The sequence below is a fragment of the Agromyces sp. NPDC057679 genome (assembly GCF_042799635.1).
Classification (GTDB): domain Bacteria; phylum Actinomycetota; class Actinomycetes; order Actinomycetales; family Microbacteriaceae; genus Agromyces.
The window spans coordinates 745,488-766,529 of record NZ_JBHVIK010000001.1; the positions used below are offsets into that span (position 1 = coordinate 745,488).

Consider the following 21,042-nt stretch of genomic DNA (forward strand, 5'->3'; position numbering starts at 1 on the left):
CATGACGCAGCGTCCTCGCATCGCGATCGCCGGCATGGCGATCGAGTCCAGCACGTTCTCGCCCCACCGCGCGGGGGCACGCGACTTCCAGCGATTCGAGGGTGACGAGCTCGTGCAGCGCTACACCTCGCTGCGCGACGGCACGCTCACCGATGCGGCCGACTGGCTGCCGGTGTACTACGCCCGCTCGATTCCCGGCGGCGCGGTGCTGCGCGAGGTCTACGACGACATCAAGCAGCGCATCCTCGACGGACTGCGCGAGCTCGTGGCCGACGGCGGCCTCGACGGGCTCTTCTTCGACATCCACGGCGCGATGAGCGTCGACGGCCTCGACGATGCCGAGGGCGACCTCATCACCGCCATCCGCGAGGTCATCGGCGGCGACGCCGTCGTGTCGGCCTCGATGGACCTGCACGGCAACGTCTCCGACGCGCTCGTCTCGCAGGTCGACCTCATCACCTGCTACCGCCTCGCGCCGCACGAGGACACCTGGGAGACGCGCGACCGTGCCATCCGCAACCTCGTGGAGACCCTGCAGGAGGGCCGCTCCCCCAAGCGGGCGCACGTCACGGTGCCGATCCTGCTGCCCGGCGAGAAGACCTCGACACGTGTCGAGCCCGCCAAGGGCCTCTACGCCCGCATCGGCGAGATCGAGCAGCGCCCCGGCATCATCGATGCGGCGATCTGGATCGGCTACGCCTGGGCGGATGAGCCGCGGTGCCACGGTGTGGTCGTGGTCACCGGCCACGACGAGCAGGCCATCACCGACGCCGCCGAGGAACTCGGCCGCGCGTTCTGGGGCGTGCGCGACGAGTTCGAGTTCGTGGGCCCGCCCGGAACCCTCGCCGAGGGCGTCGACGCCGGCCTCGCGGCCACCGACACCCCGTACTTCATCAGCGACTCGGGCGACAACCCCGGCGCCGGCGGCACGGGCGACGTCACCTGGACCCTCGCGCAGCTGCTGCAGGACGAGCGGCTCACCGGCCCCGACGCCCCGACCGCTCTCGTGGGCTCGATCTTCGACCGGGGCGCCCTCGAGGAGCTCCGCACGCGCACCGTCGGCGAGACGGTGACGGTCACGGCGGGCGCACGCGTCGACCACGGCCCCCACGGCCCCGTGACGATCACCGGCGTGCTGCACTCGCTGCACGAGGGCGATCCCGATGCCGGCGGCGTCGCGGTCATCCGCGTCGGCGGGCTGCACGCGATCGTCACCGAGTACCGCAAGGCGTACCACGACATCGCGGACTTCACGTCGATCGGGCTCGACCCCTTCGCGGCCCAGATCGTCGTCACGAAGATCGGCTATCTCGAACCGACGCTCTACGACGCCCAGCGCGGCTGGACGCTGGCGCTCACCCCGGGCGGCGTCGATCAGGACCTCGAGCGGCTCGGGCACCATCGAATCCAGCGGCCGATGTTCCCCTTCGACGACTTCGCGGTCGAGCCCGAGCTCTCCGCGCGCCTCTTCGGCTGACGCAGGGTCTGCAGCCGGGGGCGGTAGGACCCGTCGGCGAGACCGGCGGCGCCCTTCCGGCATTCGCATCGCGGTCGTTCGGCGTGCCCGGGCGACCGCGACTGCGGGTGGGCCGGTTCACCCACTCCTTCTTTGCTCCATTTTTGAAGAAACTAAGTTACAAGACCGTAATAAGTTCGTTAATTCGGAGCGACTTACTTCGTGCAGGATGAAACAGCGCCGACAATCCGCACGATTTCACCCATCCGGCGCATGAACAAGGAGGTTTGATGCGTACGACTGTCATCCGGCGCCTGCTCGCTCCCCTCGGCCTCGCCGCCGCGGCCGCCCTCGTGGTCACGGGCTGCACGGCGCAGGGCACCGAAGCATCGAGCAGCAAGGACTCGGTCAGCTATGCGCTGCCCGCCGGCACCGGCCCGAACTGGATCCTGCCGATCTCGAGCCCCGACACGATGGCCACCCACAACAGCGCGATCAAGGCCACGATGTGGCCGCGCCTGTTCGAGTACAACGGCACCAGCGGCACGATGGAGTGGGACCAGAAGGCGTCGGCGGCGAAGGAAGCCGTCTTCTCCGAGGACCACCTCTCGGTGACGATCACGCTCAACGACCTCGACTGGTCGGACGGCACCCCCGTCTCGTCGCGCGACGTCGAGTTCTGGTACAACCTGGTGCGCTTCAACGCGGAGAAGACGGGCGGCTACTCGGCCGGCCTCATCCCCGACAACATCACGAAGTTCGAGACGGTCGACGAGAAGACCTTCACCCTCACCTTCGACCAGGTCTACAACGAGGAGTTCCTCCTCGCGAACCAGCTCAGCCTGGTCTACCCCATGCCCCAGCACGCCTGGGACAAGACCAGCGCCGACGGCGAGATCGGCGACTTCGACCGCGAAGCGGCGAGCGCCGTCGAGGTCTTCGACTACCTCTTCTCCGAGGCGAAGGACATGAAGACCTACGCGACGAACGAGCTCTGGCAGACGGTCTCCGGCCCGTACGTCGTGAAGAGCTGGTCGGACTCGGGCCAGGTCGAGCTCGTCGCCAACGAGAAGTACACCGGCGACGACAAGCCCTCGATCGAGAACGTCACGTTCCTCCCCTTCACCTCGGCCGACGCCGAGATGAACGTCGTGCGTTCGGGCGAGGTCGACTACGGCTACATCACGAGCGCGCAGCTCACGAACGAGTCGCAGTTCACCGATCTCGGCTACCGCGTCGAGCCGTGGGCCGGCTGGTCGATCACGTACATGCCGTACAACTTCGCGAACCCCGAGATGGGCCCGATCTTCGACCAGCTCTACATCCGTCAGGCACTGCAGCACGCGGTCGACCAGGAGACCATCTCCGACGTCGTCTGGCACGGTGCGGCGACGCCCGACTACGGCCCCGTCCCGCAGACGCAGGACAGCGCCTACCTCTCGGACGTGCAGAAGGACAACCCGTACCCGTTCGACCTCGACGCCGCGTCGAAGCTGCTCGCCGACCACGGCTGGAAGACCGGCTCGGGCGACACGCTCGAGTGTGCGAACCCCGGCACCGGCGACGACCAGTGCGGTGAGGGCATCGCGAAGGGCCAGAAGCTCGAGATCGTCGTCACCACGCAGAACGGCTCGCAGGAGACCGACAACATGATGAGCGAGATCCAGTCGTCGCTCGGCAAGATCGGCGTCGCCATGACGATCGACTCGAAGCCGCTCGACTCGGTGCTCACCGAGGCGCAGTCCTGCAAGACCGAGGGCTCGACCACCTGCACCTGGCAGCTCGTCTTCTTCGGCACCGCGGGCTCGTGGTACTTCCCGGCCTACCCGACGGGTGAGCGCGTGTTCGCGAAGGACACCAAGTGGAACGCCGGCCAGTACGACAACCCCGAGGCCGAGGAGCTCATCAACCAGATGACCGCCTCGACCGACAGCGAGATCGCGCAGCAGTACTCGGCGCTCCTCGCGGAGGACCTTCCCGTGATGTGGATGCCGAACCCGGTCTACCAGGTCTCGGTCATCAAGGAGGGCCTCGACGTCGCGCACCAGGACCCGGGCGCCTCGTTCTTCCCGCAGCGCTGGTCCTGGACGAAGTGACCCGAGTCCCGCACTCGGTTCGAATGGTGAAGTAAGGCGACATCAATGGTGGCAGTAGCGCAGAACGCGGTCAGGACCGCGAGCAGCGGCGGCACGGGACTCCTCCGGTTCCTGTCCAGGCGAATCGTCCAAGGCGCGATCGTGATCCTGATCGTGACCCTGATCGTGTTCGCGCTGCTCCACCTCGCCATGCCGCACGGGCCCGCCCAGGGCATCCTCGGCATGCAGGCCACGCAGGAGCAGATCGACGCGTTCAACCGCGAGCACGGCTTCGATCGCCCCCTGTGGCAGCAGTACCTCACCTTCCTCTCGCAGATCGCCGTCGGCGACCTGGGCGATTCGTTCACGCTGAATCGCCCGGTCGCCGACGCGATCGGCCAGCGCTTGCCGAAGACCCTCGTGCTGGCGCTGCTCTCGATGATCGTCGCGCTGGTCGTGGCGATCCCGATGGGCATCTACCAGGCGGTCCGTCGCGGCCGCACCGGTGACGTCGTGTTCACGTCGATGAACTTCATCATCTACTCGACGCCCTCCTTCTTCCTCGGCCTCGTGCTCGTCATCGTGTTCGCGCAGACGCTGCACCTCGTGCCCGCGCTCGCCCCGCAGGGCGACACCGTCGCCGAGGTCCTGTCGAACCCCGCCGGACTCGTGCTCCCCATCGCGACGGCGGCGCTCGGCATCATCGCGACGATCTCGCGCTACATGCGCTCGGCGACGATCGACAACCTCTCCGAGGACTACGTGCGCACCGCCCGGGCCAAGGGCACCCCGATGCCGGTGGTCGTGCGGCGGCACGTCGTGCGCAACTCGCTGACGCCCGTCATCGCGATGCTCGGCTACTACCTCCCCGTGATGTTCGGCGGCATGATCGTCGTCGAGTCCCTGTTCAACTACCCCGGCATGGGCCTGCTGTTCTGGACCAGCGCGCAGACCGGCGACTACCCGGTGCTGCTCGGCTGCGTGCTCGTGATCGCACTCGCCACCGTCGTCGGGTCGCTGCTCGCCGACCTGATCCAGGCCATGCTCAACCCGCGTACCCGAGGGGAGCTCTCGTGACGACGGCTACCGCGCCCACCACCACGGCGACCGTGCGGTCGCCGTTCCGCCGCGGCCTCCGCCGCTTCCTGCAAAACAAGCTCGCCCTGTTCGGCGTGATCACGATCGTGGCGTTCCTGCTCTTCTGCTTCCTCGGCCCGATCCTCTACCCGACCGATCAGGTGCACACCGACCTCACGAGCACCATGCTGCCGCCCGGCACCCCGGGGCATCCGCTCGGCACCGACGACGTCGGTTACGACGTGCTCGGCCGCCTGATGGTGGCGGGCCAGGTCTCGATCATCATCGGCCTCGCCGCCGGCATCCTCGCGACCGTGATCGGCACGCTGTGGGGCGCCGTCGCCGGCTATGTCGGCGGCTCGGTCGACGCGGTCATGATGCGCATCGTCGACGCGGGCATCGCGATCCCCGCGACCTTCCTGCTCCTCATCCTCTCGGCGATCATGCGACCGAGCGTGCCGCTCATGATCGTCGTGATCGGCCTCGTCTCGTGGCTCGTCCCCGCGCGCCTCGTGCGCGCCGAGTCGATCTCGCTGAAGTCGCGCGAGTACGTGCTCGCGCTGCGGGCGATGGGCGGCACCCACGGCCGCGCCGTCCGCAAGCACATCGTGCCGAACACCGTGGGCACGATCGTCGTGAACGCGACGTTCCAGGTCGCCGACGCGATCCTCCTCGTCGCCTACGTCTCCTTCCTCGGCATGGGCCTGCAGAAGCCCGCGACCGACTGGGGCGCGATGCTCACGGGCGGCATGACCTACACCTACGCCGGCGCCTGGTGGCTCGTCTTCCCCGCCGGCCTCTGCATCGTGCTGACCGTGTGCGCCTTCAACAGCATCGGCGACGGCCTGCGCGACTTCTTCGACGTGAAGGGACGCGACCGTTGAGCACCATGATCGAGACCGACGCCGTGGCCGAGGCCCCGGCCGAGACCCCGATGCTGTCCATCCGCGACCTCGCGGTGACGTTCCGCACCGACGACGGCCCGGTCCACGCCGTCAAGGGCATCGACCTCGACATCCATCGCGGCGAGGTGCTCGCCCTCGTCGGCGAGTCGGGCTCGGGCAAGTCGGTGACCGCGGTCGCCGTGCTCTCGCTGCTGCCGTCGTCGGCGACCCGCACCGGGTCGATCGTGATGGACGGGCGCGAGCTCACCACGCTCACCGAGGCGCAGATGAACGGTGTCCGCGGCAAGGAGATCTCGATGGTCTTCCAGGAGCCGATGACCGCCCTCAACCCCTCGATGCGCATCGGTGACCAGATCGCCGAGGCGCTGCTGAACCACGGCGCCTGCACCAAGCAGGAGGCGGCGCAGCGTGCGATCGAGCTGCTCGGCCGCGTCGGCATCCCCGACCCGGCCCGCCGGGCCCGGGGCTACGCCCACGAGATGTCGGGCGGCCAGCGCCAGCGCGTCGTCATCGCGATCGCCCTCGCCTGCGAGCCGAAGCTCATCATCGCCGACGAGCCGACCACCGCCCTCGACGTCACCGTGCAGGCCGAGATCCTCGATCTCATCCGCGAGCTGGCCCGCGAGAGCGGCACCGCGTTCCTCCTCGTGACGCACAACATGGGCGTCGTCGCCGACATCGCCGACCGCGTCGCCGTGATGTTCCGCGGCGAGATGGTCGAGGACGGCAGCACCGAGCAGGTGCTCGGCGCGCCGACCGCCGACTACACGAAGCGACTGCTCGAGGCGGTGCCGCGCCTCCCGGAGGCCGTCGAGGCCGTGCCGCCCGCGGGCCTGCCCTCGCCGGCCGCGACGGCGACCCCGGTGCTCTCGCTCCGCGAGTCGAGCGTCACCTACCGCAAGGGCGGCACGAGCTTCACCGCGCTCGACGCGGTGAGCGTCGACATCGCGGCGGGCGAGATCCTCGGCCTCGTCGGCGAGTCGGGCTCGGGCAAGTCGACCCTCGGCAAGGTCGCGCTCGGGCTCGCGCCGACCTCGGGCGGCGAGATGCGCCTGTTCGGCGAGAAGCTCGGACGGGGCGGCCTGCGCGGCCGCGCCGAGCGCCGGCTGCGCGGCCGGGTCGGGGCGATCTTCCAGGACCCGGGTTCGAGCCTCGACCCGCGCACCACGGTCGGTGAGGCCATCGCAGAGCCGCTCATCGTGCACCGCGCCGTGCGACCGATGTCGGGCCGCGACCGGGCTGCCCGCGTGCGCGAGCTGCTCGACGCCGTCGAGCTGCCTGCGGCGTACGCCGGCCGGTTCCCGCACGAGCTCTCGGGCGGGCAGCGCCAGCGCATCGGGCTCGCCCGCGCGATCGCGCTCGAGCCCGAACTGATCATCGCCGACGAGCCGACCTCGGCGCTCGACGTCTCGGTGCAGGCGGCCGTGCTGAAGGTGCTGCGCGAGCTGCAGCAGCGCATGGACTTCGCGTGCCTGTTCATCAGCCACGACCTGGCGGTGGTGCACGAGTTCTCGCACCGCGTCGCGGTCATGAACGCCGGCCGGATCGTCGAGATCGGCGCCACGGAGGACGTGCTGCTGCGCCCGCAGGACCCGTACTCGCAGCGACTGCTGGCCTCGGTGCCGGTGCCCGACCCGGTGGCCCAGCGCGAGCGGCGTCTCGCCCGCCTCGGCGCGCGGAGCGCCGCATGACGGGCGGGGTCGCACTCGAGTTGATCGCCCAGGATGCCGCGGCCGTTCGTGTCGCGGCATCGTTCGGTGCCGCACGCGTCGAGCTCTGCCAGGCCCTCGCGCTCGGCGGGCTCACGCCGTCGATCGCGACGGTCGAGGCCGCCGTCGCCGCCGCGCGCGAGCTCGGCGGTTCCGTCGGCGTGCACGTGCTGATCCGTCCGCGCGGCGGCGGGTTCCACTACACGGCCGACGAGGTCGCGGTGATGGCCGGCGACATCCGCGCCGCGGTCGCGGCCGGCGCCGACGGCGTCGTCATCGGATGCCTCGACGCGTCGGGCCGCCTCGCGGTCGACGAGATGCGCCGCCTGCGGGATGCCGCGGGTGACGCGGGCGTCGCCGCGCACCGGGCGATCGACGTCAGCGCCGACCCGCTCGAGGCGTTCGACACGCTCATCGAGCTCGGCCTCGACCGGGTGCTGACGTCGGGCGCCGCGCCGACGGCCTTCGACGGCCGGGCGATGCTGCGCGACTTCGTCGACCGCGCCGACGGCCGCATCGCCGTCGTGGCCGGTGGCGGGGTGACGGCGACGACCGTTCCGGCGATCCTCGAGACCGGGGTGCGCGAGCTGCACTTCTCGGCCAAGCGCACGGTCTCCGATCGTTCGGGTGTGAGCATGGGCTCCGCCTCCGAGGGGGTCGGCGACTACGAGGTCGTCGACAGCGAGGTCGCGTTCGCGATCGCGGACGCCGCGCGTCGGGCGGTCGCCGAAGTGGCCGACCCCGAGGCATCCGTGTCGGCTGCGACCGTCGGCGGTGTCACTCGATGACGCAGGCTGCAGTGCTCGGTCTCGATGTCGGGGGCTCGAGCGTGAAGTACCGGCTGGCCTCGGCCGACCCGGGCGACGGAATGCCCGACGCCCTCGCCGAGGGCGTGGCTCCGGCGCCCGCTGCTGACCTGCCCGCCTCGCTCGCCGAGCTCGCGCGCACCGTGGCGGCGGGGTATCGCCTCGTCGCGGTCGCGGTCGCCATCCCGGGTCTGGTCGACGAGGCGACGGGCACCGTGATCCGCTCGACGAACGTACCCCAGCTCGACGGCCGCCCCCTCGGCCCCGAGCTCACCGAGATGCTCGACGTGCCGGTCATGATCCTCAACGACGGGCGGGCCGCCGCCGTCGCCGAGGCGCGCTGGGGCGCGGGCGCCGCCGCGCACGACGTGTTCACGCTCGCGCTCGGCACCGGCATCGCCGGCTCGCACATCGTCGACGGCGCGATCGTCGACGGCGCGAACGGCTCGGCCGGCGAGCTCGGGCACGTCGTGATCGAGCCGGGCGGGCTGCCGTGCTCGTGCGGACAGCAGGGCTGCCTCGAGACCGTGATCGGCGCCCCCGCGCTGCGGCGCGTCTGGAACGCCGCGGGCGGCGAGGGCTCCGCGCGCGAGCTGCTCGCCGCGTATGACGAGGGCGACCCTCGCGCCGTGGCGATCGTGCAGGCCGCGGCCCGTCACCTCGCCGACGCGATCCTGACGCTGCTCGCGCTCGTCGACCCGGGCGTCGTCGTCGTGGGCGGCGGGCTCGCGAGCGAACCGCACCGGCTCGTCACGCTCGCGGCGTCGTACGTCGACGAGCTCGCGACGTTCCACCGGGTGCCGCCGATCGTGCCCGCCCGGCTCGGGCGCTGGGCGGGGTCGGTCGGCGCCGCCGCGGAGGCGCGCACGCTCGCGGCCTGAGGCGGCGACGCACGCCCATACGATGGTCGTCGACGTTGGGAGACGCATGCTGGTGAGCTGGGCGGCGGTACTGGGTGTGGCACTCGTCGAGTTGGGGATGGCACTGACGCCCGGGCCGAACATGGTGCACCTGGCGGCGCGGTCGATCAGCCAGGGCACCCGCGCCGGGCTCGTCGCGCTGTCGGGCACGGCGGTCGGCTTCGTGGTCTACCTCGCGGCGGCCGCGTTCGGCCTCGCGGCGCTGTTCGCGGCCGTGCCGGCGGCGTTCCTCGTGGTGAAGATCGCCGGCGCGGTCTACCTCGGCTATCTCGCCTGGCAGATGCTGCGACCCGGCGGCCGCTCGGCGTTCGACCCGGCCGAGGTCGCTCCGATCCGACCCGCCCGGCTCTTCGGGATGGGCCTCGTCACGAACCTGCTCAACCCCAAGATCGCACTGCTCTACGCCGCGATCCTGCCGCAGTTCATCGACGCCTCGCAGCCGGTGTGGTCGCAGTTCCTGGTGCTCGGCGCCGTGCAGATCGTCGTGGGCGTCACCGTGAACGGCCTGGTCGTCGTGAGCGCCGGCCGGCTCGCCGGGTTCCTCCGCGCACGGCCGCTCGCGATGCGGGTGCAGCGCTGGGTGTCGGGCACGGTGCTGGCCGGCTTCGCCGTCAAGCTCGCCGTCGAACGACAGCCCGCCGCCTGACGGCCGCCGAGCGTCGTCGAACTGCGTTCGGGTCGCGCGGGTCGCCGGCTACGCGGCGCCGTCGACGGCGGCGCCGTCGGCCGCCCGAACGTCCGCAAGGTGCGGCGCGACGAGTTCGAGCATCCGCTCGTGCGTCGGTGCATCGGCCGAGATGACCAGGCCGCGGCCACCGCGTAGCGGCTCGCCGTCGAGATCGGTGACCACGCAGCCGGATGCCTCGGCGAGCGCGATCCCTGCGGCGAAGTGCAGGTTGTCGTGCAGTCGGCCGTCGGAGAGGTAGGCCGCCCGCCGGCCGGCCGCGACCCAGGCCACGCCCAGCGTCGACGAGATGACTCGTGGGCCGTAGGCCGCCCGCAGTCGTCGATCGGCGACGAGCTGAGCGCCGACGAACGGTCGATCGATCGGCCCGTCGCAGTTGACCTCGACGAGGCGCGAGCGGGCGGTGGGCGCGAGGAGCTCGTCGGCTCCACCCGCACGGCGGAACGCACGGCGGCCATCGGTCCAGAACAGCTCGGCGGCGATGGGGTCGGCGACGGCCGAGGCGAGGTCGGTGTCGCCGTCGCGAAGGGCGACGTTCACGGCGGCGAGCGGCGTCGTGGCGGCGTAGTTCAGGGTGCCGCAGAGCGGGTCGACGAACCAGCGGCGCGCGGTGAGCGCGCCGCCCGAGGCGCCCGACTCCTCGCCGATGCGTGCGTCGGCCGGCCGATGCTCGTCGAGCACGCGGAGGATCGCCTGCTCGGCATCGAGGTCGACCTGCGTGGCGAAATCGGTCGCCGACTTCGCGATGCGCGCGTGCGCGGCGCCGTAGCCGCGCGCCACGACCTCGGCGCCGGCCTGGGCGGCGGCGATCGCCACGTCGACATCGCTGAGCGTCACGCGCCGACGATAGCAGTGCGCGCACACCGGGTCGTGGGACGGCACGACTGCCGCATCACTGCGGGAGTCGCGGGCGTGGCATCCAGCTCGGGTCATTGTGCGCAGCGGCCGACGGGAGGATCCTGAGAGCATGACCGATCGCGAGGATTTCTTGATTTGGTTGCAGCGCGACTTCGTGCGGGCGGAGCGCGCGATGTTCGACGGCGACGCCGGTCCGCGCCGGGCGATCTGGGCCGAGGAGGAGCCGGTGACCGTGCTCGGTGCCTGGCGCAACGTCTCGAACCACGCCGAGCTCATCGAGGCGTTCGACGAGCTCTCGACGAGCTTCTCGAACTGCGCCGACTACGAGTTCGACCTGATCTCGTTCGAGGTGCTCGGCAAGATGGCGTACACCGTCGGCTACGAACGCGTCGCGGCGTCGATCGACGGCGAGCCGCGCAGCTTCACGCTGCGGGCCACGCAGGTCTATCGACGCGACGGCGACGGCTGGCGGGTCGTGCACCGGCACGCCGACAAGGTCGGGTAGCCGGGGAGCTCTCGTGACCACCCCGGTCGAGGCCGACTACCTCGTGGTCGGCGCCGGCGCCATGGGGATGGCCTTCGTCGACGCCCTCATCGACCACGCCCCAGACGTACGGGTGGCGCTCGTCGACCGGCGCCACGGCGTCGGCGGGCACTGGCTCGAGGCGTATCCGTTCGTGCGCCTGCACCAGGCCTCGGCCCTCTACGGCGTCGCGTCGACCCTGCTGGGCGGCGGCCGCGTGCAGCATCGCGGGCCCGAGACGGGGCTCCAGGAGCGGGCGACGAAGTCGGAGATCTGCGCGTACTACGAGCGGATCCTCGCGGAGCGCCTGCTCGAGTCGGGGCGAGTCGAGTTCTTCGCCGGCTGCGAGCACCTCGGCGATCACACCTTCGCCTCGCGGGTGTCGGGCGAACGGTTCACGGTGCCCGAGCGCTGCCGGGTCGTCGACGCGCACTACCTCGCACCACGGGTGCCGGCCGAGGTGCCGCCGCCGTTCGAGGTCGGCGACGGCGCCCGGGTCGTGCCGGTCAACGAACTCGCGCACCTCGACGAGCCGCCGAGCCGGTACGTGGTCGTGGGCTCGGGCAAGACCGCGACCGACGCGTGCATCTGGCTGCTGGCGCGCGGCGTCGCCCCCGACGCGATCACCTGGGTGCGGCCCCGCGACCCCTGGATGCTGAACCGCGCCGTCGTGCAGCCCGTGCCCGAGGTGTTCCTCGGATTCGTCGCCGACATGATGGAGGCCGCAGAGGCGTCGAGCTCGCTCGAAGACCTGTTCCTGCGGATGGAGGACGCGGGCATCATGCTGCGGGTCGACCGTTCGGTGACGCCCACGATGGCGAAGGCTCCCACGCTCGCGCTGTGGGAGCTCGAGCTGCTGCGCACGATCGAGCACGTCGTGCGCCTCGGGCACATCCGCCGCGTGGAACGCGGAAGCATCCACTTCGACGACGGCTCGATCACGATCCCTTCCGATGCACTCATCGTGCACTGCGCCGGCGAGGGCCTCATCTACCGCCCGCTCGTGCCGGTCTGGTCGCCCGGCGCGATGACGCTCCAGCCGATCCGGGCAGGCTTCCCCTGCTTCGGGGCGGCGATCGCCGGCTACGTCGAGGCCACGCGTTCCGACGACGACGTGAAGAACCGGCTCTGCCCGCCGTCGCCTTATCCCGACTCGATGGCGTCGTGGGCGCGGATGACGGCCGTCGGCACCCGCAACGCGGGGTCGTTCGGTACGGAGCGCGACATCTCCTCGTGGGCGTCGACGGTCGCGATCAATCCGGCGCGCATCTCACGGGATGCCCCGCGCTCGGCTCAGCTCGACGGCATCCTCGATCGGGTGAAGGCCCACTCGGGGCCGGGGGCGGCTCGCCTCGCGGAGTTGAGCGGCGGCTGGGCCGGGGCGGGATCGGGCTGAGCTCGCGAACGGCTCAGGGCCTGCACCGTTGCCTCCTGGTGGCCACGAGCCGATACTCGAAGCATGCGTCGTCTCGGGGCCCTACCGCCCGAACGTCGCCGGGGGGCGGGGTTCGTGCTCGCCGTGGCCGCCGCGGTCACGGTTCTGTCGGGGTGCGCGCTGATTCCCGCGGCGATCGACGCCGACGCGCATGCGTTCGCCCGCGGCGAGGTGGCCGACGTGGCTCGCGGCCTGTACGGCGAGGGCACGTTCACCACGATCGAGCACTACGCCCGAACGGCCGACGAGGCGCTCAGCCAGTACAGCTGGCCGGTCCTCATCGGGTACGAGGCCTACGCCGATGCCGGCGAGGACGAGCCGATCGGCCGGTTGCAGTTCCGCGTGGTCGTGCCGAGCGAGGGGTACGGCACCGACGATCACATCGCGTGCTTCTGGTCGGAGTTCGACATGTACGGCGTGGTGCCCGACCCCACGGCGAGCGACACCGCCGTCGCCCACGACCTCGACTGCCCGGCCGACGCGCAGCAGATCGAACCACCCGTCGACACCGACCCCGTGTATGTGGTGCCTGACGGCACCGAGGCCATCGCGGTCGAGGTGCTCACCGCGGCACCACCCGATGCGACCGCCGAGTCGATCGTCGCCGAGGTGATCGAACGGATGCCACCGCCCACGGGCGAGTACGAGGTGCCGTTCGAACCGGCTGCGGTCGTCGCCGACGGCGAGATCGGCTTCGCGATGGGCCAGGGTCACGACTGCCTCCTCGTGAAGCGCACCGCCGCAGGCGTCGAGGTCGTGCACGCCCCGGCGATCCTGCTCGAGCCGGGCGAGCTCGGCTGCAGCCCGGGCACCGCGCTGCTGCCGCCCGACCAGCTGCAGTCTCCGCACTGACGCCCGAAATGGGGGCCGTCGCCTTCCGCGTCGCGTGAGGTTGACGGGGCAACAATGTGCTCATGGACACCGAGACCGAGGATTCGAGAACCGAGCCAGCCGCGTCCCGCGCGACGGCGCCCTTGACGACCGGGATCCTCGCCGCGGCCGTCTACTTCTTGGCGAACCCGCTCATCTACTGGGTGCCGCTGGTCGACTGGTTGCCGCCGGGGCCCTCGTCGGGCATCTTCGCCTACGTCACGCTCCCGATGTTCCTCTGCATCGCGTCCGCCGTGCTCGGTGTCGTCGCGATCGTCACCGGCCGATCTGCGCTGAGACAAACGACAGCGCGGGCGCGCGCCGGCGCGGGTCTCGCGCTCGGCGTCGCCGCAGCAGTCCAGGCCGTCATCTACCTCGTGCTGATCGGAATCGATTTCGCTGCGATGTGACCGCCCGCCGAGAGGTCGCGAGGTGGAGGTTTCGGCGGGGCGATTCACGACGCCCGATCTTCCGCCACCGGTACGACGAACGCCCGGCCCTCTGGAATGAGGGCCGGGCGTTCGGTGACGGGTTTCGAGACGGCGCGGGCGCGCCCCCGCCACCCCAGTCGAGGGACTACGCCGGCAGCGGCACCACACCCGCCGCCGCCACGACGAACTCGCCGTCGCGGGCGTCGACGTGCACCGCTCCCCCGTCGCCGAGGGCGCCGGAGACGAACAGGTCGCTGATGCGGTCGTCGATCTCGCGCTGGATGACCCGGCGCAAGGGCCGCGCACCGTACTCGGGCTCGTAGCCCCGTTCGGCGAGCAGCGCGACCGCGGCATCCGTGGCCTCGAAGCCGACCTCGCGCGACGCGAGGCGACGCGCGGTCGCACCCAGCATCAGCTTCACGATCGACGCGAGCTGCGGCTGGTCGAGCTTCTGGAACAGCACGATCTCGTCGATGCGATTCAGGAACTCGGGGCGCATGGCCTCGCGCACCTTGCCCATAACGCGCTGGCGCACGTCGTCGGCCGAGCTGAAGCCCGAGGCATCCGCGCCGGCGACGAAGCCGAGCGCACCCGACCGCGACGCGAGGAACTCGCTGCCGAGGTTCGAGGTCATCACGACGACCGTGTTGCGGAAGTCGACCGTGCGGCCCTGGCCGTCGGTGAGGCGTCCGTCGTCGAGCACCTGCAGCAGCAGGTTGAACACGTCGGGGTGCGCCTTCTCGATCTCGTCGAACAGCACGATCGAGTACGGGTTGCGCCGCACGCGCTCGGTGAGCTGTCCGGCCTCGTCGTACCCGACGTATCCGGGAGGGGCGCCGACGAGTCGCGATACGGTGTGCCGCTCACCGAACTCGCTCATGTCGAAGCGGATCACGGCGGTCTCGTCGTCGAACAGGCGGTCGGCGAGGGCCTTCGCGAGTTCGGTCTTGCCGACACCCGTCGGCCCGAGGAACAGGAAAGAGCCGACCGGCCGACGCGAGTCGCCCATGCCGGTGCGGTTGCGACGCACGGCCTTGGCGACGGCGGTGACCGCGTCGTCCTGCCCGATGACGCGCTGGTGCAGCTCGCCCTCGAGGTCGGCGAGGCGCTCGCGCTCGGTCTCGGTGAGGCGGTTCACCGGGATGCCGGTGGCCCGCGAGATCACCGCGGCGATCTCGGCCTCGTCGATGACGGCGGCATCGGATGCCGCGGCGCGCCCCTGCTCGGTGACCTCGTCGAGCTTCGCCTGCACCTTCGAGATCTCGTCGCGCAGGCGCGACGCCTCCTCGTAGTGCTCGGTGCGCACGGCGGCGTTCTTCTCCGCCTCGAGCTCGCCGAGTCGCGACTGCATCGCGGAGACATCCACCTTCACGCCGAGGCGCAGCCGCAGGCGCGCGCCGGCCTGGTCGATGAGGTCGATCGCCTTGTCGGGCAGCACACGGTCGCTGAGGTAGCGGTCGCTGAGCTCGACGGCGGCGCGGATCGCAGCATCCGTGTACTCGACGCCGTGGTGCTGCTCGTACGCGGGCTTCAGGCCCTGCAGGATGAGCACGGCGTCCTCGATCGACGGCTCGCCCACGCGCACCGGCTGGAAGCGACGCTCGAGCGCCGGGTCCTTCTCGATCTTGCGGTACTCGTTGAGCGTGGTCGCGCCGACGAGGTGCAGCTCGCCCCGCGCGAGGCGCGGCTTCAGGATGTTGCCGGCGTCCATGCCGCCCTCGCCTGCGCCACCGGCGCCGACGACGGTGTGCACCTCGTCGATGAAGACGATGAGGTCGCCCTTGTTGGCGGCGATCTCCTCCATCGTCTTCGTGAGGCGCTCCTCGAAGTCGCCGCGGTAGCGGGTACCGGCGAGCATGCCGGGCAGGTCGAGCGCGATGACACGCTTGCCGAGCAGGGCCTCGGGCACGTTCTCCTCGACGATCGCGCGGGCGAGGCCCTCGACGATCGCCGTCTTGCCGACGCCCGCCTCACCGACGAGCACGGGGTTGTTCTTCGTGCGGCGCGACAGGATCTCGATCGTCTGCTCGATCTCGTCGGCCCGGCCGATCACGGGGTCGAGCTCGCCGTTCGCGGCCCGCTCGGTGAGGTCCATGCCGAACTTGTCGAGCATCGGGGTGTCGCTCTCGGCTTCCGCCGGTTGAGGAGCGCCCGACGAAGTCGGACGCGTCTCGAAACCGGTCTCCGCGTCGTGCTCACGCATCCCCTGGGTGAGGGCTTCAGCAGTAACCCCAGCCCGAGCCAGCACCTGCCCAGCAGGCGCATCCTGCCCGAGCACGAGCGCGAAGAACAGGTGCTCAGGATCGATGTACGTCGACCCGCTCGAGCGCGCCACCTGGTAGCTGTGGAACAGCGCGCGGGAGGCCGACGGCGTGATCGTCGCCGCATTGATGTCGGCAACATCGGATGCCGCAGGCAACCGCGCCTCGGTCGCCGTGATGATGCGCTCGGGGCTCGCCCCGACGCGTCGGATCGCCTGCTGCACGCTCTCGTCCTCGACGATCACGCGCAGGATGTGCAGGGCGTCGAGCTCGGTCTGTCCGCGCTCGAGGGCGAAGCGCCCGGCCTGCTGAAGAATGCTCTGGGTGCGCGCGGTAAGGAACCGGCTGAGGTCGATCGACCGCGCCTGTCGCGCCTGCTCACCCGCGAGGTATCGGGCAAGGAACTCGTCGAACGAGCTTGCGCCGGCCTCGTTGAAGTCGTTGGGCACCTGGCCTCCTGGTTGAAGTTGAGTGTGGTTCGCTCAAGTTCAACGCGGGGAGCGCAGCCGTATTCCCTCATCAGTGACGTCCATTGACGGCCTTAGCAGGTGGCTGTCTGTGTCTTGCACCATTTCCACCCGAATGCGATCCTCGACCCCGAGACGAAACACAGGCTTGTCCCAATGAGCGCTGGAGACCCAAAACCTGAGCGAGGGCATCCGAACGGGTCAGCGGAGGGATACCCCGAACTCGCGATGCAACTCTTCGGACTGCGCCGTCGACATGTACATTTCTGACGCGAACGGGTGATCGTCCATAGTTATCACGGCCGCGCGCGCGAGTATCGCCAGACAACGGTCGAGTGCCAAAGAACCAGCCGCAGTGGAAAGCCATTCCGGGCCAATCGAGTTTTCGCTGGGAGTGCAAATGTCTAGCAGCTGGCTGTCCACCTCACCGCTACCGATGTCATCCAGGCTTGTGCTCATCACGGTTCGCAGGGATTCCAGTTGGCGGGCCAAAGGATCGTCGGCCTGAACAGAACGGCCCGAGGGAAATCCACCATCGAGCGTGGCAAGCATAGAAGGATCCAGTCGAAGCGCTACGCGCAGACTAGGCCAATACTCGATAGGACTGCCAGCCTCGAGCAGTCGCGCTGCAATTTCGCTGTCATGACCATAAGGCAGCTGCGGATTTCGCCCCACGGTGACCGCAAACGCGCCGAGATCCACGCCATCCGACAGACATCCAATCCAATCGAGCGGCGCCGAGTATGCCCACACCGCGGCCTCGTCTGACAGCAGCCAATCGACATCGAAATCAATCACCCGCTCACCCGCACGCATTTCATCGATCGATGTCGGAATGGTCGCGGCGAGGCGCCACAGCTGCGCCCTCGAATTAACAGTCTTGGCGGAGTCAAATGCAACGCGTACGTTCGCAAGCAGGTCCTTCAGTGAGGCCGTGTCGGGCTGCGGGCGATATCGCCCGAGTAGCAGCGATGCCGGGAGGACTATGCCCCTGCGGCCGATCGAGCTTGAGATAGGGAGTCCCCAGTCCGGGACCTCCGGGTCTTCAACAAGGTCTTCCCCAAGCTCGTGCACGGAAAGCGGACTACTGAAACGCTCCTCTGCTTCCAGCCAGTCGGCCTGGTCTCCCAGCAGTCCACGTCTCGCATACCTCGCGAGCTGCTGCAGACGCTCGCCCCTCGTATGCTCCTGCCGCCGCGCCAGGATGGCTGCATCGTTCAAACACGCGTGGACAACCCATGGGACCCCGCTGATTGAGATGTTCTGGTACCAGTCCGCTTCAGAAAGGGCATCGAGTGCTGCGGCGAGCGTGTCACGCGTCGGCGAAACCACAAACCGCGAGAGCGCTCGCACCGAGCCCAGCTCCGGGGTTTGGGGTTCGACGGACGTGAGCGACCGCCAGACGGTGTCGTCCTGGCGTACACCCATGAACTGCCCGAGCCTGACGGTCGAGCCCGAATCAAGCTGCACGGATATTGATACATTGCGCCTTACGGCAAATCCAGCTAGCACAGGAAGAGCGAGGGCCCACGGAAGGCCATTCTCGGAGTTGAGATCGTCCTGGAGGGCGACTCTCATCGGCAGGTGCCCCATCGCTTGGCCCGACAGCGGGTCGCATGAACGAGAGAAACCTGCAATCGTCGAGCTCCGGCCCAAAGAGGGTTCGATCATGGTGAGTGCTCCCAGCGGCCGCTTCGCTCGGGCCGGGCTGTGATTCGCGATGGACTCAAGCTCATTGACCGCATCTAGTGCGTTCAACACCATCGCACGATTGAGCCACGTCGACGTTCCCGCTGGACTCGCCGACGCCGCGCGATCGAGCAACACTCGGGTCGACTCGTTGTCACCAAGGTCGCCAACTCTGGCAAGATCCGACTCGAACGGCCCGTCGATGAGCTCGGCCACAGTTGCGGCGAGTGTGCGAGCGTGCATCGGCTGGGACGCGGCCGCTCCGTCATGCAGAACATCCAGCGCCAGATATGACCCAGGCTTGGTGACCTTGAAAACGTGGCTATGGCGATTCAAGTCTGCGCAGAGGATGGAGACGTCGGACCGCAAGTGCGCCCGCGTCGCGAAAATGCAACCGATCGCAAAGAGGGTGACGTTTCTCCAGTATGCGCTGCGAGCGATCTCTTCGATAGCGGAGATGACTTTACTCTCGGGGAGATTCACGATGTACTCGCCAGCCATGAACTCCTGAAGACTCCGAAGCTCGAATCCGATCCGCTCAGCGTTCAGACGTGTCAAGAATACGAGGCGATCAGTCACGAGCGTCGCAAAATCGTCTCTCAATCTCTCGACCTCCTGCTCGGAGTGCCCCTGTGACTCGAAGTGATCCGCGATCAGACCCTCGAACTCAGGTGCTGTGAGATATGAAGACGTATCGCCGGGGCCCGCCCCGCGCTTCTGCAACAGGTGGCCGATACTCCGATGCAGTTGCGACACGTCCGTCTCATACGTCTGAAGCAGTTCTGCCAGTGGCCCTCCCTTCTCCTGTTCGCGCTGCGAGATCACTGAGTAGTAGGCCGAGAATAGCCTCCAACGGTCGCGCGGGGCCTTGCCGATCTTCTCCAAGAGAACCGTCAAGATGGTCACCTGGAGCGGCGACTGGAAGAGTCTTGCTGTGAAATCTTCGCGACTCGCGCGCTCCAAACGCTCCATCGTCTTTTCTGACTGCTGCGTCCCGACGCCCGTTCGCACAGCAACAAGGCCAGCTGCATACGCGAGCGCTTGATCTACATCCAACGGCACGAGTTCGAAGTGCCGAAATACCTTCGGCGAGAACTCAGCGCTGTATCCCTGGGGGCGAGTCGTCGCCATCGTGATTAGGTCAGCACCGAGCATCTCAGCCTCAAGATAGAAATCCGCGAGGCACTCGAGTACTTCAGCCCGATTGCTCGAGGCTGGGACCTCGTCTAGCCCGTCCACAAACAAGACCCAGGGATACTTCCTGAGCCAGCCCCGCATGTCAGATCCATCAACGATTACGGACGACCGCCGGCTAACGGAGGCCGCGATGAAGTCGAGGAGGGTACGTTCGGGGTTTTCCGAGAGATAATCCGCGAGAGCGGTAAGAATGACTCGAAATGGCCATGGTCGTGAGCGTGGCCTGTCGAGGCCGATCTCCGCTAGGCGCCGCTCAATCGATGCCACGATTGCTGCAAGTTCCGGATTCCGAACAACGGGAGACTCTCTTAGGAACTCGGCCCTATAGACCTGTGCAAGCCATTGGGTGATGGTACTTTTGCCCTGCCCTGGCCCTCCCACGAGCACTACTTTTCTGAGCGGTGGCTTGCTCTCATCCGTCCCCCCAGCAAGTGGATTCGATCGGCCAAACTCCCTGAGCAGAGTCTTCGCGATCTGAAAACCCTCGTCGCCGCTTCGAACGATCTGACCATGCCAAGCGCTGCGATCCACTGCAGGTAGATCAACGAAGGTCGTAGTAACACTCACCCTCTGATCGCTCACCGTACCGGCCTGAGTTAGGTTCAGTGCGTCGTCATCACCCAGTGCCCGCGCCAGGGAGAGACTGAGTGCCTCCGCAAGTGCCTGTTCACGGGAATCACGTTGATCGAGAAGCGACGCGACGACATCCCCAGGCGTAATGAAAGCTTGATACCGGCGACGAACTGCATCGGCACCGTCTAGATACGTCCGGATTTCGTCGTACTCCCACGTCTTTACGACCTCAATGGGCAGCTTGCGCTTCCGGATTTGATTGAGCGCGAACTCCTCGATTAGTTCCTTGCCGCCCCCGTCGCGCGGAGACAGCCGCACATTGGTGGCGAACAGAAGAAACCGAGGAATCGCCTTTCGCTTGGAGGTCGGCTGTGCCCACCGCTTAATTTCCGCCGAGATCTGCTTCTTCAGCCAGCGCAAATTGTCGATCGGCTCCTTTTCGTGGAGCCGATACTTCGCCTGCAGGACCCCGAGCCCGTCCAACTCTGTCCCCGACAATGCGGTCGGCCCTGACCAAGTGGCTTCGCGGCCACCGTCGGGGCCAACGCCAAACACGCTAAGTGAGGAGTTAACGACGCCAGCCACAAGTGCTTGCGTCAAATGCTCGAAGTTGGCGGGTCCAAGCGTGCTGAGGTCGTAGTCCACATCCACATCATGCTCGATCCAGCAACGGAATACTCGCAACGCACAGATGGTGGGGCACTCGACGCTAGCCGCAAGACCAACAACCGGCCTGGCTTCTGCCTAAGGCGACACAAAATGGGGCGCTTCAACTCCATGAATCCACGGCGGGCCAACTGCGAGAAGCCGCTGTCGGAATCGTGGGCGGCCGAGAGTGCAATAGGCGAGTCGTGCAGCATTCCCTGCCAAGTCCTTCGAACGCCGCCCAATCGAAGGCCCGGCGATCAGTCAACATCGGTCGCTACAAGCGGATCAGCTCGCACTACGTCGGTTCGACACCGCCGCTCTCAACATCGACACAACGTATGCCACACCTGACCACTCCTCAGCCCGACATGGCACTATGCACCGGCGCGAGCGCTGACGTACTCGGGCAGTTACCGGTCAGCGCACTTGAGGCCACCCTGCGCGCAGCCACGAGCGC

At 68.5% G+C, this 21,042-nt stretch carries 15 protein-coding genes; 12 read left to right on the plus strand and 3 right to left on the minus strand.

The genetic code is table 11. From position 1 onward, the window contains the following. Position 1: 1 nt before the first annotated feature. The 8 genes from ACFVAJ_RS03320 to ACFVAJ_RS03355 all read left to right on the plus strand — a co-directional run bounded on the left by ACFVAJ_RS03320 (position 2) and on the right by ACFVAJ_RS03355 (position 9,594). Positions 2–1,477, plus strand: a complete 1,476-nt coding sequence (locus ACFVAJ_RS03320) for a M81 family metallopeptidase (RefSeq protein ID WP_376941374.1) — start codon at positions 2–4, stop codon at positions 1,475–1,477. A gap of 269 nt (positions 1,478–1,746) precedes the next feature. After that, complete coding sequence (locus ACFVAJ_RS03325) at positions 1,747–3,552, plus strand: peptide ABC transporter substrate-binding protein (protein ID WP_376941375.1); 1,806 nt, start codon at positions 1,747–1,749, stop codon at positions 3,550–3,552. A gap of 45 nt (positions 3,553–3,597) precedes the next feature. Next, positions 3,598–4,608 (plus strand): ABC transporter permease, encoded by a 1,011-nt coding sequence (locus ACFVAJ_RS03330; RefSeq protein WP_376941376.1) that lies wholly within the window; start codon positions 3,598–3,600, stop codon positions 4,606–4,608. Further along, positions 4,605–5,492: an ABC transporter permease gene (locus ACFVAJ_RS03335; protein WP_376941377.1), complete on the plus strand. Its 888-nt coding sequence runs from the start codon at positions 4,605–4,607 to the stop codon at positions 5,490–5,492. Before ACFVAJ_RS03330 ends, ACFVAJ_RS03335 begins: the two co-directional genes overlap by 4 nt. 5 nt (positions 5,493–5,497) lie before the next feature. Then, positions 5,498–7,204, plus strand: a complete 1,707-nt coding sequence (locus tag ACFVAJ_RS03340) for an ABC transporter ATP-binding protein (protein ID WP_376942466.1) — start codon at positions 5,498–5,500, stop codon at positions 7,202–7,204. Continuing rightward, a complete protein-coding gene (locus tag ACFVAJ_RS03345) occupies positions 7,201–8,010 on the plus strand; it encodes a copper homeostasis protein CutC (protein ID WP_376941378.1) in 810 nt (269 codons plus the stop codon). The genes ACFVAJ_RS03340 and ACFVAJ_RS03345 overlap by 4 nt, the downstream gene beginning before the upstream one ends. Beyond that, positions 8,007–8,909 carry an ROK family protein gene (locus tag ACFVAJ_RS03350; protein WP_376941379.1) on the plus strand — a complete coding sequence of 301 codons (903 nt, stop codon included), beginning with the start codon at positions 8,007–8,009 and terminating at the stop codon, positions 8,907–8,909. Before ACFVAJ_RS03345 ends, ACFVAJ_RS03350 begins: the two co-directional genes overlap by 4 nt. Positions 8,910–9,006: 97 nt before the next feature. Continuing rightward, the gene (locus tag ACFVAJ_RS03355) at positions 9,007–9,594 is read left to right on the plus strand and encodes a LysE family translocator (protein WP_376941380.1); all 588 of its coding nucleotides are present in this window, start codon (positions 9,007–9,009) and stop codon (positions 9,592–9,594) included. Positions 9,595–9,642: 48 nt separating this feature from the next. On the opposite strand, the gene ACFVAJ_RS03360 is transcribed toward ACFVAJ_RS03355, so the two are convergent. Continuing rightward, positions 9,643–10,470, minus strand: coding sequence for an inositol monophosphatase family protein (locus tag ACFVAJ_RS03360; protein WP_376941381.1), 828 nt, complete (start codon positions 10,468–10,470; stop codon positions 9,643–9,645). A 130-nt stretch (positions 10,471–10,600) separates the two neighbouring features. On the opposite strand from ACFVAJ_RS03360, the gene ACFVAJ_RS03365 reads away from it, so the two are divergent. From ACFVAJ_RS03365 to ACFVAJ_RS03380, 4 genes are all read left to right on the plus strand, one after another. Continuing rightward, positions 10,601–10,996: a YybH family protein gene (locus tag ACFVAJ_RS03365; protein WP_376941382.1), complete on the plus strand. Its 396-nt coding sequence runs from the start codon at positions 10,601–10,603 to the stop codon at positions 10,994–10,996. Positions 10,997–11,009: 13 nt separating this feature from the next. Continuing rightward, positions 11,010–12,410, plus strand: coding sequence for an NAD(P)-binding protein (locus tag ACFVAJ_RS03370; RefSeq protein WP_376941383.1), 1,401 nt, complete (start codon positions 11,010–11,012; stop codon positions 12,408–12,410). 63 nt (positions 12,411–12,473) lie between these two features. Then, positions 12,474–13,301 carry a hypothetical protein gene (locus ACFVAJ_RS03375; protein WP_376941384.1) on the plus strand — a complete coding sequence of 276 codons (828 nt, stop codon included), beginning with the start codon at positions 12,474–12,476 and terminating at the stop codon, positions 13,299–13,301. Positions 13,302–13,363: 62 nt separating this feature from the next. Then, entirely contained in the window at positions 13,364–13,729 is a 366-nt protein-coding gene (locus tag ACFVAJ_RS03380) for a hypothetical protein (protein WP_376941385.1), read from the plus strand. A gap of 166 nt (positions 13,730–13,895) precedes the next feature. Here ACFVAJ_RS03380 and ACFVAJ_RS03385 read toward each other — a convergent pair whose 3' ends face one another. Both ACFVAJ_RS03385 and ACFVAJ_RS03390 read right to left on the minus strand, forming a co-directional pair. Next, positions 13,896–16,460, minus strand: coding sequence for an ATP-dependent Clp protease ATP-binding subunit (locus ACFVAJ_RS03385; RefSeq protein WP_376941386.1), 2,565 nt, complete (start codon positions 16,458–16,460; stop codon positions 13,896–13,898). A gap of 219 nt (positions 16,461–16,679) precedes the next feature. After that, positions 16,680–20,582, minus strand: coding sequence for an NACHT domain-containing protein (locus ACFVAJ_RS03390; protein ID WP_376941387.1), 3,903 nt, complete (start codon positions 20,580–20,582; stop codon positions 16,680–16,682). Positions 20,583–21,042 lie beyond the last annotated feature (460 nt).

Excerpts from the sequence above, each read along its gene's own strand:
- ACFVAJ_RS03380 (WP_376941385.1), top strand. The coding sequence starts at position 13,364 with ATGGACACCGAGACCGAGGATTCGAGAACCGAGCCAGCCGCGTCCCGC.
- ACFVAJ_RS03350 (WP_376941379.1), top strand. The coding sequence starts at position 8,007 with ATGACGCAGGCTGCAGTGCTCGGTCTCGATGTCGGGGGCTCGAGCGTG.
- ACFVAJ_RS03325 (WP_376941375.1), top strand. The coding sequence starts at position 1,747 with ATGCGTACGACTGTCATCCGGCGCCTGCTCGCTCCCCTCGGCCTCGCC.
- ACFVAJ_RS03355 (WP_376941380.1), top strand. The coding sequence starts at position 9,007 with ATGGCACTGACGCCCGGGCCGAACATGGTGCACCTGGCGGCGCGGTCG.
- ACFVAJ_RS03375 (WP_376941384.1), top strand. The coding sequence starts at position 12,474 with ATGCGTCGTCTCGGGGCCCTACCGCCCGAACGTCGCCGGGGGGCGGGG.
- ACFVAJ_RS03365 (WP_376941382.1), top strand. The coding sequence starts at position 10,601 with ATGACCGATCGCGAGGATTTCTTGATTTGGTTGCAGCGCGACTTCGTG.
- ACFVAJ_RS03340 (WP_376942466.1), top strand. The coding sequence starts at position 5,498 with ATGATCGAGACCGACGCCGTGGCCGAGGCCCCGGCCGAGACCCCGATG.
- ACFVAJ_RS03320 (WP_376941374.1), top strand. The coding sequence starts at position 2 with ATGACGCAGCGTCCTCGCATCGCGATCGCCGGCATGGCGATCGAGTCC.
- ACFVAJ_RS03330 (WP_376941376.1), top strand. The coding sequence starts at position 3,598 with ATGGTGGCAGTAGCGCAGAACGCGGTCAGGACCGCGAGCAGCGGCGGC.
- ACFVAJ_RS03345 (WP_376941378.1), top strand. The coding sequence starts at position 7,201 with ATGACGGGCGGGGTCGCACTCGAGTTGATCGCCCAGGATGCCGCGGCC.